The sequence below is a fragment of the Paracoccus acridae genome (assembly GCF_014642735.1).
GTDB lineage: Bacteria > Pseudomonadota > Alphaproteobacteria > Rhodobacterales > Rhodobacteraceae > Paracoccus > Paracoccus acridae.
The window spans coordinates 20,592-34,489 of sequence record NZ_BMIV01000013.1 but is presented as its reverse complement, the minus strand read 5'-3'; the positions used below and the strand labels follow the sequence as shown (position 1 = coordinate 34,489).

13 protein-coding genes are annotated in these 13,898 nt (G+C 66.8%); 9 read left to right on the top strand and 4 right to left on the bottom strand.

The genetic code is table 11. The features are described from left to right. The 3 genes from IEX25_RS15465 to IEX25_RS15455 all read right to left on the bottom strand — a co-directional run bounded on the left by IEX25_RS15465 (nucleotide 1) and on the right by IEX25_RS15455 (nucleotide 3,511). Nucleotides 1-1,158 (bottom strand): fumarylacetoacetate hydrolase family protein, encoded by a 1,158-nt coding sequence (locus IEX25_RS15465; protein WP_188716197.1) that lies wholly within the window; start codon nucleotides 1,156-1,158, stop codon nucleotides 1-3. A gap of 138 nt (nucleotides 1,159-1,296) precedes the next feature. Beyond that, a complete protein-coding gene (locus IEX25_RS15460) occupies nucleotides 1,297-2,013 on the bottom strand; it encodes a FadR/GntR family transcriptional regulator (protein ID WP_103173829.1) in 717 nt (238 codons plus the stop codon). Between the two features lie 34 nt (nucleotides 2,014-2,047). Beyond that, nucleotides 2,048-3,511 carry an FAD-binding oxidoreductase gene (locus tag IEX25_RS15455; protein ID WP_229665298.1) on the bottom strand — a complete coding sequence of 488 codons (1,464 nt, stop codon included), beginning with the start codon at nucleotides 3,509-3,511 and terminating at the stop codon, nucleotides 2,048-2,050. Between the two features lie 99 nt (nucleotides 3,512-3,610). On the opposite strand from IEX25_RS15455, the gene denD reads away from it, so the two are divergent. The 6 genes from denD to IEX25_RS15430 are packed head-to-tail and all read left to right on the top strand — an operon-like array spanning nucleotide 3,611 to nucleotide 8,761. Further along, complete coding sequence (gene denD / locus IEX25_RS15450; RefSeq protein ID WP_188716142.1) at nucleotides 3,611-4,594, top strand: D-erythronate dehydrogenase; 984 nt, start codon at nucleotides 3,611-3,613, stop codon at nucleotides 4,592-4,594. Continuing rightward, nucleotides 4,591-5,484: an NAD(P)-dependent oxidoreductase gene (locus tag IEX25_RS15445; RefSeq protein ID WP_188716140.1), complete on the top strand. Its 894-nt coding sequence runs from the start codon at nucleotides 4,591-4,593 to the stop codon at nucleotides 5,482-5,484. The genes denD and IEX25_RS15445 overlap by 4 nt, the downstream gene beginning before the upstream one ends. Further along, nucleotides 5,481-7,259 (top strand): IlvD/Edd family dehydratase, encoded by a 1,779-nt coding sequence (locus tag IEX25_RS15440; RefSeq protein WP_188716138.1) that lies wholly within the window; start codon nucleotides 5,481-5,483, stop codon nucleotides 7,257-7,259. The genes IEX25_RS15445 and IEX25_RS15440 overlap by 4 nt, the downstream gene beginning before the upstream one ends. Before the next feature lie 48 nt (nucleotides 7,260-7,307). Continuing rightward, nucleotides 7,308-8,075 (top strand): SDR family oxidoreductase, encoded by a 768-nt coding sequence (locus tag IEX25_RS15435; RefSeq protein WP_188716137.1) that lies wholly within the window; start codon nucleotides 7,308-7,310, stop codon nucleotides 8,073-8,075. A gap of 16 nt (nucleotides 8,076-8,091) precedes the next feature. Then, nucleotides 8,092-8,583, top strand: a complete 492-nt coding sequence (locus tag IEX25_RS20675) for a hypothetical protein (RefSeq protein ID WP_440589948.1) — start codon at nucleotides 8,092-8,094, stop codon at nucleotides 8,581-8,583. Then, on the top strand, nucleotides 8,573-8,761 hold the full coding sequence (locus IEX25_RS15430) for a hypothetical protein (protein WP_188716135.1): 189 nt from the start codon (nucleotides 8,573-8,575) through the stop codon (nucleotides 8,759-8,761). Before IEX25_RS20675 ends, IEX25_RS15430 begins: the two co-directional genes overlap by 11 nt. Nucleotides 8,762-8,776: 15 nt before the next feature. Here IEX25_RS15430 and IEX25_RS15425 read toward each other — a convergent pair whose 3' ends face one another. Further along, nucleotides 8,777-9,685, bottom strand: a complete 909-nt coding sequence (locus IEX25_RS15425; protein WP_188716133.1) for a LysR family transcriptional regulator — start codon at nucleotides 9,683-9,685, stop codon at nucleotides 8,777-8,779. A gap of 108 nt (nucleotides 9,686-9,793) precedes the next feature. Here IEX25_RS15425 and IEX25_RS15420 point away from each other — a divergent pair, with 108 nt between their 5' ends. The 3 genes from IEX25_RS15420 (at nucleotide 9,794) to IEX25_RS15410 (ending at nucleotide 13,769) form a co-directional block, all read left to right on the top strand. Then, nucleotides 9,794-11,032, top strand: a complete 1,239-nt coding sequence (locus tag IEX25_RS15420) for an aminopeptidase P family protein (protein ID WP_188716131.1) — start codon at nucleotides 9,794-9,796, stop codon at nucleotides 11,030-11,032. A gap of 129 nt (nucleotides 11,033-11,161) precedes the next feature. Continuing rightward, complete coding sequence (locus tag IEX25_RS15415; RefSeq protein ID WP_188716129.1) at nucleotides 11,162-12,496, top strand: MFS transporter; 1,335 nt, start codon at nucleotides 11,162-11,164, stop codon at nucleotides 12,494-12,496. A gap of 196 nt (nucleotides 12,497-12,692) precedes the next feature. Next, entirely contained in the window at nucleotides 12,693-13,769 is a 1,077-nt protein-coding gene (locus IEX25_RS15410) for an ABC transporter substrate-binding protein (RefSeq protein ID WP_188716127.1), read from the top strand. Nucleotides 13,770-13,898: the final 129 nt, after the last annotated feature.

Here is a 13,898-nt window from a genome sequence, read left to right as displayed (position 1 = left end):
TCAGATCCTTTCGCCAAGGCCGCGCCCGACCAGGTTGCGCATCAGCGCGCCCACGCCGAAATCCCATGGAGGGCAGCGGTCGGTCCGGTCCACCCAGTTGACCAGCCGGCCCAGGCGGGGGGACGCGATCTCGACCCGGTCGCCGACCTCGTGGGTGAAGCCTTGGCCCGCGCCCCGGCGATCCTTGACCGGGGCGAACATGGTGCCCAGGAACAGCACCGCCCCGTCGGGATACTGGTGCGATCGGTTCAGAAGCTGGCCGACCAGGTCGGCGGGGCTGCGGCTGATCGCCTCCATCGGGCTTTCGCCGGTCATCACGAAGCCGTCCTCGCCCTCGACCCGCAAGGACACGCGCAGCCGGTCCAGGTCGCCTTGGGTGAAACCGTCGTCGAACAGGCGGATGAAGGGGCCGATGGCGCAGGAGGCGTTGTTGTCCTTGGCCTTGCCCAGCAGCAGAGCCGACCGCCCCTCGACGTCGCGCAGGTTCACGTCGTTGCCAAGCGTCGCACCCAGGATCGTGCCGTCGGACCGCACGACCAGCACGACCTCGGGCTCGGGGTTGTTCCATTCGGACATGGGATGGATGCCGACCTTGTCGCCGCAGCCGACCGCCGACATGGGCTGGGCCTTGGTGAAGATCTCGGCATCCGGGCCGATGCCCACTTCCAGGTATTGCGACCACAGGCCCATTTCCTGCAGCAGCGCCTTGACCTGCCCGGCCTTTTCGGACCCGGCCCGGACGCCGCGCAGGCTGTCGCCGATCACCGGGGCCAAGCGGGCGCGCACGTCCTGGGCGCGGGCGCTGTCGCCACGGGCCTGTTCCTCGATCACGCGTTCCAGCATGCTGTCGGCAAAGGTGACGCCCGCGGCCTTGACGGCCTGCAGATCGATTGGCGCCAGCAGGCGACCCGCCGTGCCGTCCAGGAAATCGTCCAAGGCACCCAGATCGGGCAGGCCATCGGTCGTGACCGCCGCCATCAGGTCGTGGCGTTCCAGAAGGCCGGACATGGTGGCCGAGATGCCTGACAGGTCGAACAGCCGCCCGTCGCGCAGCAGGACAGGGCAGGGGCCGCCCAGTCGGTCGGACCAGACCCGGCCCAACAGGATCGCGCGATCCGCATCGTCCGGCAAAAGCATGGCTGACGTCAGCGCCTGCATTGAAGCCACGTATTCTCCTCCCTCGCGTCGGTGCCCTCCAGCACCGGGGTTGTCGATGTCAGACAACCGTATGATCGGACCATAATTGCGATGACGGCCCGTTGTCCACGAGAAACTTTCCCATACCGCCGGATGGCGTCAGGCATAAACCTCCAGTTGCAGGGCCACCCGTTCGGCCGAATTGCGCATATGCGTCCGCATCGCCTCGCGTGCGCGCAGCGGATCGCGCGCGGCGATGGCGTCGCGCAGTTCGCCGTGCTCGCGCCGGACCACCGCCACGATCTCGTCCAGTTGCAGCCGTTCGCGCGAGGCGACGATGGTCTGCATGATCCGGTCGGAAATGGCGCCCAGGAACTGGACGAAGTAATCGTTGCCCGTCGCCATCGCGATGGTCCGGTGGAAATCCAGGTCGGCCACGATGCCGTCATTGGCATTTTCGCCGGTCGCGGTGATGCGGGCCAAGGCCTCGTCCATCTGCTGCAGGTGTTCGGCCCGGTGATAGGTGGCGGCCAGCCCCGCGGCCTCGATCTCCAGCGGGACGCGCAACTGGAACAGGTCGCGGAAGGCGTGCTTGTCCATCTGCCCGCCGTCGTCCAGGCGGATGTGGCGGGTCGGGCGTTCGATCACAAAGGCGCCGACGCCCTGGCGGGTCTCGATCATGCCCTCGTTGCGCAGTTGCGCGATGGCTTCGCGGATGACGGTCCGGCTGACCCCGAAGCTTTTCGACATGGCCAGTTCCGTGGGCAGCTTGTCGCCGGGCTTCAGCGCGCCCTTCTGGATCTGCCGCGAAAACTGGGTGGCGATGCGGGTCGGCAGGTGTTCGGTACGCATGATCTGGGTAAAGTCGCCGTTCATCTTCCAACTCCTTTTGGGGTATGCCGGCGCCCGATCAGGAAGGATCGACCTGGCAGCCGGGATTCATCGTCATCTTCGGGTCCAACGCGTTCTTGATCAAAGCAAGAAGATGACGCCTTACCGCAGGCAGGCGGTCGTCGAAATCGGCTTTCTTCAGCCGCCCGATGCCATGTTCCGCGCTGATCGAGCCGTTGTATCGGTCCAGTACCTCGTTCACGATCTTCTTTGCCGTCAGGATCTGGGCGTCGATGCCGGCGGGACCCTGGGCAAAGTCCGGCAGGACGTTCAGGTGGACATTGCCGTCGCCCACATGGCCATAGGATACGCAGATGCAGCCCGGCATCCGCGCGGTGACCGCGGCCTCGGCCTCGGCCACGAAATCGGCCAGGCGGGACAGAGGCACCGACACGTCGGTCCGCAGGTGCCGGCCACGCTGAGCCTGGCCCAGGTTCATGCCTTCGCGGATCGCCCAAAGGTTGCGGGCCTGCGCCTGCGACTGGGCCACCACCCCATCGACGGCAAGGCCTGATTCGAAGGCGGATTCCAGGAAGCGGTGCATCAGGTCGTCGATATCGACCAAGCCCGATCCCGAGATCTCGATCAGGGCATAGGCGGGATGGGCGGCGTCCAGCGGGATCGGCAGGTCCGGCATCGCTTCCCTTGCCAGGTCGATGGCCAGGGGCGGCATGAACTCGAAGGCCGACATCAGGTCGCAGCAATCCCGGCGCGCCCGGCGGTAAAGCTCGATCGCGTCCTCAAGCCGGGGCAGGGCGACAAGGGCGGTGGCGACCTTTTCGGGGGCGGGCAGCAGCTTGATCGACACGGCGGTGACGATGCCCAGCGTGCCTTCCGCGCCGATGAAAAGCTGCTTGAGGTCGAGGCCGCTGTTGTCCTTGCGCAGTTGCGACAGCCCGTCGAACAGCTGGCCGTCGGGCAGCACCACCTCCAGCCCCAGAACCAGTTCGCGCGTCATGCCATAGCGCAGCACGTTCACCCCGCCCGCATTGGTGGACACATTGCCCCCGATCTGGCAGCTGCCCTGCGCGCCCAGGGTCAGCGGGAAATACAGGCCCACTGCCGCCACGGCCTCCTTGACCTGTTCAAGGACCGCCCCCGCCTCGACCACGGCGGAAAAGTTGTCGGGGTCCAGGCAGCGGATGCGCGACATGCGCTCAAGCGTGACGACCACCTGCCGGGCAGGCTGGTCGGGCAGGGCGCCTAGGACCAGCCCGGTATTGCCGCCCTGCGGCACGATCTGCAGGTCCAGGGCCACGGCGGCGCGGACGCAAGCCTGCACCTCGGCGGTGTCGCGCGGGCGCAGGACTGCAACCGCGTCGCTTTGCACATCGCCATGCCAGTCGCGGCAATAGGGCAGGACCGCCTCGCCGGTCAGCACCATGTCCGGGCCCAGCATCGCGGTCAGCCGTTCTGCCAGGGACAGATCTTTTTCACCGGAAACCCCGGCCGCCATGTCAGGCAGTTCCTGTTGATCGTGCATCGCCGCGCCTTACGGATATTTATGTTTGCAGGTCATCAGACAATCATACTAATCTAAATCGTCCGGTTTTCCAGCCGGATCTGGAAAGGGAGGGCGCGAATGCATGTGCTGACCATCGGGGCCGCGGGGATGCTGGGCCGCAAGCTGACGCAACGGCTTGTGCAGATAGGCGAAATCGCCGGAACCCCGGTCAAGGAAATGACCCTGGTCGACGTGATCGCGCCCGACATGCCGGAAGGTTTCGCGGGACAGGTTCGGCTGCTTGCCGCGGATCTCTCTGCGCCCGGCACCGCCGCCGAACTGATCCAGGGACGGCCGGATATCATCTTCCATTTCGCCGCCATCGTGTCGGGCGAGGCCGAGGCCGATTTCGAGAAGGGCTACCGGATCAACCTGGACGCCACCCGCGACCTGTTTGAGGCGATCCGCCACGCCCATGCCGCCGACGGCTATTTCCCGCGCGTGGTCTTCGCCTCGTCCATCGCGGTGATGGGGGCGCCGCTGCCCTATCCGATCCCCGACGATTTCCACGCGACGCCGCTGACCAGCTATGGCACGCAGAAGGCGATCACGGAACTGCTGCTGGCCGATTATACGCGCCGCGGCTTCTTCGACGGGATCGGCATCCGCCTGCCCACGATCTGCATTCGCCCCGGCAAGCCCAACAAGGCGGCCTCGGGCTTCTTCTCCTCGATCCTGCGCGAACCTCTTGTCGGGCAAGAGGCCGTCCTGCCGGTGCCCGACAGCGTCCGGCACTGGCACACCTCGCCCCGGTCGGCGGTGGGCTTCATGATCCACGCGGCCAGCATGGACCTGTCCAAGGTGGGGCCGCGCCGAAACCTGTCGATGCCGGGCGTCAGCGCCACGGTGGGCGACCAGATCGAGGCCCTTCGCCGCGTCGCGGGCCAAGACGCGGTGAAACTGATCCGCCGCGAACCGGACCCCGCCATCACCCGCATGTGCGAAGGCTGGGCGCCGGGCTTCGAGGCGAAACGCGCCCGCGAATTGGGCTTCGTGTCCGAAGACAGCTTCGACGACATCATCCGCGCCCATGTCGAGGATGAACTGGGCGGCACGCCATGACCCGGATCGCGTTCCTGGGAACCGGGCTGATGGGCGCGCCGATGGTGCGGCGCCTGCTGGCGGCGGGCCACCATGTCACCGTCTGGAACCGCAGCTCGGAAAAGGCGCAGGCGCTGGCCCAGGCGGGCGCCGTGCCCGCCGCCGATCCCGCGCAGGCCGTGGCCGGCGCCGAGGTCGTGTTCACCATGCTGGCCGACGGGGCCGCGGTGGCCGATGTGCTGTTCGCGCGCGGCGTCGTTGATGCCATGTCCAGGGACGCGGTGCTGGTCGATACCTCCTCCATCGCGCCCGCGCAGGCCCGCGACCATGCCGCGGCACTGGCCGCCAAGGGCATCGCGGCGGTCGATTGCCCGGTTTCCGGCGGGGTTCCGGGGGCCGAGAACGGCACGCTTGCGCTGATGGCCGGCGGCGATGCCGCGGTGATCGCCCGCATCGCCGATGTCATGGCGCCGCTGGGCCGGTTGACGCATGTCGGGCCGGCAGGGGCGGGACAGGTCTGCAAGCTGGCGAACCAGCAGATCGTCGCCATCACCATCGGCGCCGTGGCCGAGGCGATGATGCTGGTGTCATCCGGCGGGGCCGACCGCGCCAAATTCCGCGAGTCGATTCGCGGCGGCTTTGCCGAAAGCCGCATCCTGGACCTGCATGGCGGCCGGATGGTCGCGCGGGACTTCCGGCCGGGCGGGTCTTCCCGGTTCCAGTTGAAGGACCTGAACGCCGTCGCCGATCTGGCGGCGGGCGCGGGGCTGACCCTGCCACTGACCGAAACGGTGCGAACGGCCTTCAGCGATTTCGTGGCCTCGGGCCATGGCGACACAGACCACAGCGGGCTGCTGCTTCATCTGGAAGCGATGAATGGCGCGCATCCCGAAGCGAAGGACGACCGATGACTGACACCCCGCCCCGCCGCCTGCGTTCGCAGGACTGGTTCGACAATCCCGACCATGCCGACATGACCGCGCTTTATCTTGAACGGTTCATGAACTATGGCACCACGCCCGAGGAATTGCGGTCAGGCCGCCCCATCATCGGCATCGCCCAGTCGGGCAGCGACCTGAACCCCTGCAACCGCCACCACCTGGATCTGGCCCGCCGGGTGCGCGACGGCATCCGCGACGCGGGCGGCATCCCCATCGAGTTTCCCAGCCACCCCCTGTTCGAGAACTGCAAGCGCCCCACCGCCGCGCTGGACCGCAACCTGGCCTATCTGGGCCTAGTGGAACTGCTTTACGGCTATCCCTTCGACGGGGTGGTGCTGACCACCGGCTGCGACAAGACCACGCCGTCCGCGATCATGGCGGCGGCGACGGTGGACATCCCGGCCATCGTGCTGTCGGGCGGGCCGATGCTGGACGGCTGGCACGAAGGCAAGCTGGCGGGGTCGGGCACCGTGATCTGGCAGTCGCGCCGCAAATACGCCGCCGGAGAGATCAGCCGCGACGAATTCCTGCAAACCGCCTTGGACAGCGCACCGTCCATCGGGCATTGCAACACGATGGGCACCGCCTCCACGATGAACGCCATCGCCGAGGCGCTTGGCATGTCGCTGACCGGCTGCGCGGCGATCCCCGCCGCCTATCGCGAACGGGGCCAGATCGCCTATCGCACCGGCTTGCGCGCCGTCGAACTGGTGCGAGAGGATCTGCGCCCGTCGCATATCCTGACGCGCGGGGCCTTCCTGAACGCGATCCGCGTCAATTCGGCCATCGGCGGGTCCACCAATGCCCAGCCGCATCTGATGGCGATGGCCAAGCATGCGGGCGTGGCGCTGGATCCGTCCGACTGGCAGACGCACGGCTATGACGTGCCCTTGCTGGCCAATGTCCAGCCCGCCGGCGCCTATCTGGGCGAACGCTTCCACCGCGCGGGCGGGGTGCCTGCGATCATGTGGGAACTGCTGCAGGCGGGCCTGCTGGAAGGCGACTGCCCCACCGTCACCGGCCGGACCATGGCCGAGAACCTGAAGAACCGCGAGGCCACCGACCGAGAGGTGATCCGCCCCTTCGACGCGCCCTTGATGGACCGCGCGGGTTTCCTGGTGCTGAAGGGCAACCTGTTCGACTTCGCGATCATGAAGACCAGCGTGATTTCCGAGGATTTCCGCGCCCGCTACCTGTGCCAGCCCGGCCACGAGGGCGTGTTCGAGGGCACGGCCTTCGTCTTCGACGGGTCCGCCGATTACCACGACCGGATCAACGACCCGGATCTGCCCATCGACGAGAACTCGATTCTGGTGATCCGTGGCGCGGGGCCGCTTGGCTGGCCCGGCGCGGCCGAGGTGGTGAACATGCAGCCGCCCGACCGCCTGTTGAAACGGGGCATCCGCAGCCTGCCCACCTTGGGCGACGGGCGGCAGTCGGGGACGGCAGACAGCCCGTCGATCCTGAACGCCTCGCCGGAAAGCGCGGCGGGGGGCGGGCTTGCCTTCCTGCGCACGGGCGACCGGATCCGCATCGACCTGAACCAGGGCCGCTGCGACATGCTGGTGGACGAGGCCGAGATCGCGCGCCGCAGGGCCGAGGGGCTGCCGCCCGTCCCGCCCTCGGCCACGCCCTGGCAGCAGATCTATCGCGAAACGGTGACGCAGCTTGCCGATGGCGCGACGATCCGCGGCGCCGACGACTTCCGCCGCATCAGCGCGACCCTGCCCCGCCACAACCATTGATGCGGCAGGGCCGCCCCTGTCCGACCAGCCGTCCGAGGAGAGTTGAAGATGTCCATTTCGCTGTTTGACCTGACCGGCAGGACGGCCCTTGTCACCGGTTCGTCGCGGGGGCTGGGGCGGGCCTTCGCGGAAGGACTGGCCGGGGCGGACGCGCGCGTCATCCTGAACGGCCAGGATCCCGACCGGCTGGAAGCCGCGGCCGCCGCCATGCGCGCGGAGGGGCATGACGTGCTGACGCTTGCCTTCGACGTGGCGGACGAAGACGCCATCGTCGCGGCCTTCCGGCACCTGGACGCCCAGGGGATCGAGGTGGACATCCTGGTCAACAACGCAGGCATCCAGTTCCGCCGTCCCATGCTGGAACTGGACAGCGCCGACTGGCGGCGGGTGATCGACATCAACCTGACCTCGGCCTTCGTCATCGGCCGAGAGGCCGCGCGCCGCATGGCCCCGCGCGGTCGGGGCAAGATCATCAACATCGGCTCGGTCAATTCGCAGATGGCCCGCGTCACCATCGCCCCCTATACGGCGGCCAAGGGCGGCATCGTGATGCTGACCAAGGCCATGGCTGCCGAATGGGGCGAAAAGGGCATCCAGGCCAATGCCATCGGACCGGGCTACATGGTCACGGAGATGAACAAGGCCCTGCTGGAAAACCCCGATTTCGACGCCTGGGTCAAGGGACGCACGCCGATGCGCCGCTGGGGCCTGCCCAGGGAGCTGGCTGGCACGGTGATATACCTGGCATCCGACGCATCCAGCTATGTGTCGGGCCAGATCATCTATGCCGACGGGGGCATGACCTCGGTGCTGTGACGGGCACGGCCAATGTCTGGACCGCCATGTCCGTGGACGAGGAAGACGGGCTGGTCCATCTGCCCGTGTCCAGCCCGGTGCGGATTACCATGGCGGCACGCGGCTGGATCCGATCCCGCTTGCGACCTCGGTCACGGCGCTGGACGGCGAGACGGGCGAAACGGTCTGGTCGCGCCAACTGGTCCGTCACGACATCTGGGACCATGACACCGTTTCGGCGCCGAGGCTGGTGGACATCCCCGGCGAGGGCGGGACGACGCCCGCCCTGGTCCAGCCGACCAAGATGGGCTTCGCCTTCGTCCTGAACCGCCTGACCGGCGAGCCGGTCTTCCCGATCAAGGACCGACCCGTCCCGGCGTCAGACGTTGAGGGTGAGAGGGCCACCCCGACCCAGCCCGTGCCACGCTTCCCGCCCCGACCACGGGCGACGGCTGGGGCGGGGTGTTCGGCCCGGCCGACATCGCGTCCTCGGCCATTGCTGGCGACGGTTCGAGGAGTTGCGCTATGAGGGCCGCTATGCGCCGCCCAGCCTGCAAGGGACGCTGACCTTTCCGGCCAGGGCGGGCGGCAATTCCATCATCAAGCCGCAGGTTGCCGACCAGCCGGTCGCCTTCGCCTGCCGGAATGAGGGGACGGCAGGGGCCGGAGGAAACACGGTCATGACGATCCCCGCTTTCGGTCCCTGAGCCCGGGCGCGCGTCCTAAGGAACCGAACTGCCCGCCTGTTCCTGTCCTATCCAGGCCAGAAAGGCTTCGCGTGCCCGCCGCCTGCCCGCATCGCGGGGCGTCAGGTTGGACTGGATCAGGTAATAGTCGAATTCATCCAGAACCGAGCTTTCGGACAGTTGCACCAGCCGCCCTTCCTTCAGGTCCGGCCCGACCATGGCAAGAGAACAGAGCGCCACCCCCTGACCGGCCAAGGCGGCGGCACGCAGCAGGTTGAAATCCTCGAAGATGGCTCCTGGCAGGCGGTCGGGGACCACCGTCGATGAACGCGCCAGCCATGTCTTCCAGCCGGACAGGTCGCTGTCGTGCAGCAGCCCGACCCCCAGCAGCCATTCGGAGGACAGGGTGACGGGATCGGTCCCGACCAGGGCGGGGCTGGCGACGGGAACGCTGCGCCCGGAGAGGAACGGTTCGGCCAGGATGCCCTCGGCCACGGGACGGGTATCGGCAAAGGTGAACGCCACGTCGGTGGCCGTGAAGTCGATCTCGTGGCCATGATGGGCATAGATCACGCGCAACTGCACATCGGGATGCAGGGCCCGGAACCGGGGCAGCCGGGGGATCAGCCAGCAGACCGCCACGGAAGGGATCGCCGCCACGACCACCGCCCCGTCCGCGGATGCGGGCCGCGCCCTGCGGCACGCCGCATCGATCCCGTCGAACGCCGTCGTGAGATCGCGGGCCAGGGCGATGCCGCGCGGCAAAAGCCGTGGCGTCCGCCCGCCGCGGTCGAACAGCGACACACCCAGCCAGTCTTCCAGGTGCTTGATCTGGTGGCTGATCGCCGATTGCGTCACGCACAGATCCTCGGCCCCCGCGCGGAAGCTTCCCGTCCGGGCCACGGCCTCGAAGGCGCGAAGCGCATTCAGCGGAGGTTGGGTCATCCGTCTGCCTTCACATGAGAATACCTAATCACCGCTTTATAAATGGTCCTTTGACTGCTGCATACCTTCCTCGCATCCTCCAGGAAATGTCATGGAAGGAGGAATGCCATGAGCGAACGCGAAAGACTTCAGGACTTTGTCGGCAACGGGGACAAGGCAAGGAGCACCTTCTCGGATGCCGAGATGCAGCGCCGGCTGGATGCGATCCGCGCGCACATGGCCGGCAACGCCATCGACGCGGCATTGTTCACGTCCTATCACAACATCAACTATTATGCCGATTTCATGTTCTGCCAGTTCGGGCGGCGCTATGGCTTCTTCGTCGATCATGACCACGCCACGTCGATCAGCGCGGGCATCGACGGGGGCCAGCCCTGGCGGCGCACCTTCGGGGGGCGGAACCTGACCTATACCGACTGGCAGAAGGACAACTATTTCCACGCCATCCGCCAGGTCATCGGCGGCGCCAGGCGGATCGGGATCGAGTTCGACCACGTCAACATCGACCTGCTGGCCCAGCTGAAGGCGGAATTCCCCGGCGTCGAGTTCGTGGACATCGCCGCCCCCGCCATGCGCCTGCGCATGATCAAGTCGGCCGAGGAGATCGCCCATATCACTGAAATGGCGCGCATCGCCGACATCGGCGGCGCAGCCTGCGTCGAGGCCACCGCCGTGGGGGTGCCGGAACACGAGGTGGCGCTGCATTCCACCGCGACCATGGTGCGAGAGATCGCGAAGTCCTGGCCCGAGGGCGAGCTGATGGACACCTGGACCTGGTTCCAGTCGGGCATCAACACGGACGGCGCCCACAATCCGGTCACCTCGCGCCGGATCGGACGCGGCGACATCCTGTCGCTGAACTGCTTCCCGATGGTCGCGGGCTATTACGTCGCGCTTGAACGTACCCTGTTCGCCGAGGAAGCCAGCGACGACCATATCCGCCTGTGGGACTTCAACTGCCAGGTCCACGACCGCGGCAAGGAACTGCTGGTGCCCGGTGCGAAATGTTCCGACATCGCGGCCGAACTGAACGAGATGTATGCCGCCCAGGATCTGCTGCAATACCGCAGCTTCGGCTATGGCCACAGCTTCGGCGTGCTGTCGCATTATTACGGCCGCGAAGCGGGGCTGGAACTGCGCGAGGATTGCGACACCGTCCTGGAACCCGGCATGGTCGTCAGCATGGAGCCGATGATCACCATCCCCGAAGGCCGGCCGGGCGCCGGGGGATACCGCGAACACGACATCCTGGTGATCGAGGAAGGCGGCAACCGCAACATCACCGGTTTCCCCTATGGTCCCGACCACCTGATCGTCAGGAAGGCGGGCAAGGCCAAGGCCGCCTGAGACAACGACCGGCGGGGCGCAGACCCCGCCGGTTTCGCTTTCGGCAAGACGCCAAAGCCGTCGGCGCACCGGGAGGGTCGGGCCGGCAACGATGACACCTGCCATCATCGGTCCACATGGGAGGAGACCATGACCATGACCGCCATGACCATGCCCGCCGCGGCGGGACCTGACACCAGTGCGGATGCCAAGGCCAGGCCGGCCGTCCTGCGCAAGGTCCTGACCGCCAGCTTCATCGGCAATTTCGTCGAATGGTTCGACTATGCGTCCTATGGCTATTTCGCGACGGTGATCGCCGTCGTCTTTTTTCCCGAGATCGCGCCCTCGGCGGCGCTGCTGGCGACCTTCGCGGTCTTCGCGATCTCGTTCGTCATCCGCCCGGTCGGCGGCATCGTCTGGGGCAACATCGGCGACCGTGTCGGCCGCAAGACGGCGCTGTCCTGGTCGATCCTGATCATGTCGGGGGCGACCACCCTGATCGCGCTTCTTCCCGGATACGCACAGATCGGGATCGCCGCGCCGATCCTGCTTCTGGTCCTGCGCATGGTGCAGGGGTTTTCCGCATCCGGCGAATATGCGGGCGCGGCGTCGTTCCTGGCGGAATACGCGCCCCCCGAAAAGCGCGGCTTCTATACCAGCATGGTTCCCGCCAGCACCGCTGCGGGGCTTCTGGCGGGATCGCTGATTTCGGCGCTGCTGTTCTCGGTCCTGGACACCGAACAGTTGCAAGCCTGGGGCTGGCGCCTGCCGTTGCTGCTGGCCTTTCCGATGGGACTTGTCGGCCTTTACATCCGGCTGAAGCTGGAGGACACGCCCAAGTTCCGCGAGATGGAGGCCCGGCACCATGTCGAGGCCACCCCCACGCGCGAACTGTTCACCACCTATCGCAAGCCGATGGTGCGGGCCTTCGCCGTCACCTGCCTCAACGCGGTCGGCTTCTACCTGATCCTCAGCTACATGCCGACCTATCTGATCACCGAGATGGGCATGGACGAAAGCGCGTCGTTCTTGGCCAACAGCATCGCGCTGACCGCCTATATCTTCCTGATCTTCCTGATGGGCACGCTGTCGGATCGGTTCGGGCGAAGGACCGCGCTGATCAGCGCGTCGGTGCTGTTCATCCTGCTGACGGTGCCGCTGTTCGGGATGCTGGACGGCGCAAGTTTCGGCATGATCGTCCTGATCCAGGTCATCTTCGGCGCCCTGCTGACCGTCAACGACGGCACGCTGCCCTGCTTCCTGACCGAGATCTTTCCGACGCGCGTGCGCTATTCGGGCTTCGCCTTCAGCTTCAACACCGCCAATGCGCTGTTCGGCGGCACCGCGCCCTTTATCGCCACCTGGCTGATCGCCGCCACGGGCAGCAAGGCCGCCCCCGCCTGGTTCCTGGTGGCCGCGGCCGTGGTGGCCCTGATGGCCATGCTGTCCTGCCGCGAAACGGCGGGACAGCCCTTGGAAGACTGACGCGGCATCGTCCCAGGTGGCCGGGCCCGGCCCGGTCGATGGGACGATACCGGATCGGGCATGAGCGTATCTCATCACCCGATGAGGAAAGCTCCTTTGACAGAAGGTGCATTCGGACGCTCCGCTTTGGGAAAAAGACAGCCTTGGGCCAAGACCGGCCAGGCTGATGACATCCACATCCAGCAGGGGACGCATCATGAAGACATCACTCATCCTCGGCACGGCACTGGCGCTGGTCGCGACAGCAGGCATGGCGGAACAGATCACCGTCATGTCCTGGGGCGGCACCTATAGCCAAAGCCAGGTCGAGGCTTACCAGAAGCCCTTCACGGCCCAGACCGGCATCACCGTCACCTCCGTGGACAGCGACAATCCCGCCATCCCCATCAAGGCCCAGGTCGAGGCAGGCAATGTCACCATCGATGTGGTGGACATCGAATATGCCGACGCCATCCGCCTCTGCGATGAAGGCCTGCTGGAGGAGATCGACCCCGCCATCCTGCCCCCCGCGCCCGATGGCACGCCCGCGACCGAGGATTTCCTTCCCCAGGGTCTCAGCGACTGCGCGGTGGGTTCGATCGTCTTCTCGACCGTCTATGCCTATGACCGCACGCGCTTCCCGGACAACCCGCCTTCGACCATCGCCGACCTCTTCGACACCACGGCCTTTCCCGGCAAGCGCGGCCTGAAGAAGGCACCCAAGGCGCTGCTGGAAATGGCGCTGATGGGCGACGGCGTTCCGGCCGACCAGGTCTATGACCTGCTGTCTACCCCCGAAGGCGTCGATCGCGCCTTTGCCAAGCTGGACGGCATCAGGAACGACGTCGTCTGGTGGGAAACCGGGGCGCAGGCGCCGCAGCTTCTGGCCGACGGAGAGGTGGTGATGTCCACCGCCTATAACGGCCGGATCTTCAACGCCGCCCTGTCCGAGGGACGCCCCTTCGACATCGTCTGGGACGGACAGGTTTATGAATACAACCTGTTCGCCATTCCGAAGGGCGCCCCGAACAAGGACGCGGCCCTGGAATACATCGCCTTCGCCACCGGCACGCAAAGGCTGGCGGATCAGGCCAGATGGATCAGCTATGGGCCTGCCCGCAAGTCGTCGGCGCCCCTGGTCGGACTTTACCAGGACGGCAAGACCGAGATGGCCCCGAACATGCCGACCAACCCCGACAACATGAAGAACGCGCTGGGGTCGTCCTATGACTTCTGGGTCGATCACGAGGCCGAGCTGACGGAACGCTTCAACGCCTGGCTGTCGGCGGGCTGAGGGCGGGGCGGTCCCCCTCGGATACGGCGGATGCGCGGCAGACCCCTGCGGTCTGCGCGCAGCGCGAAGCCGACGGCCGGCGGCATGAACCATCACCCCCCTTCAGGCGTGATCGCGGGAATCGCGGGT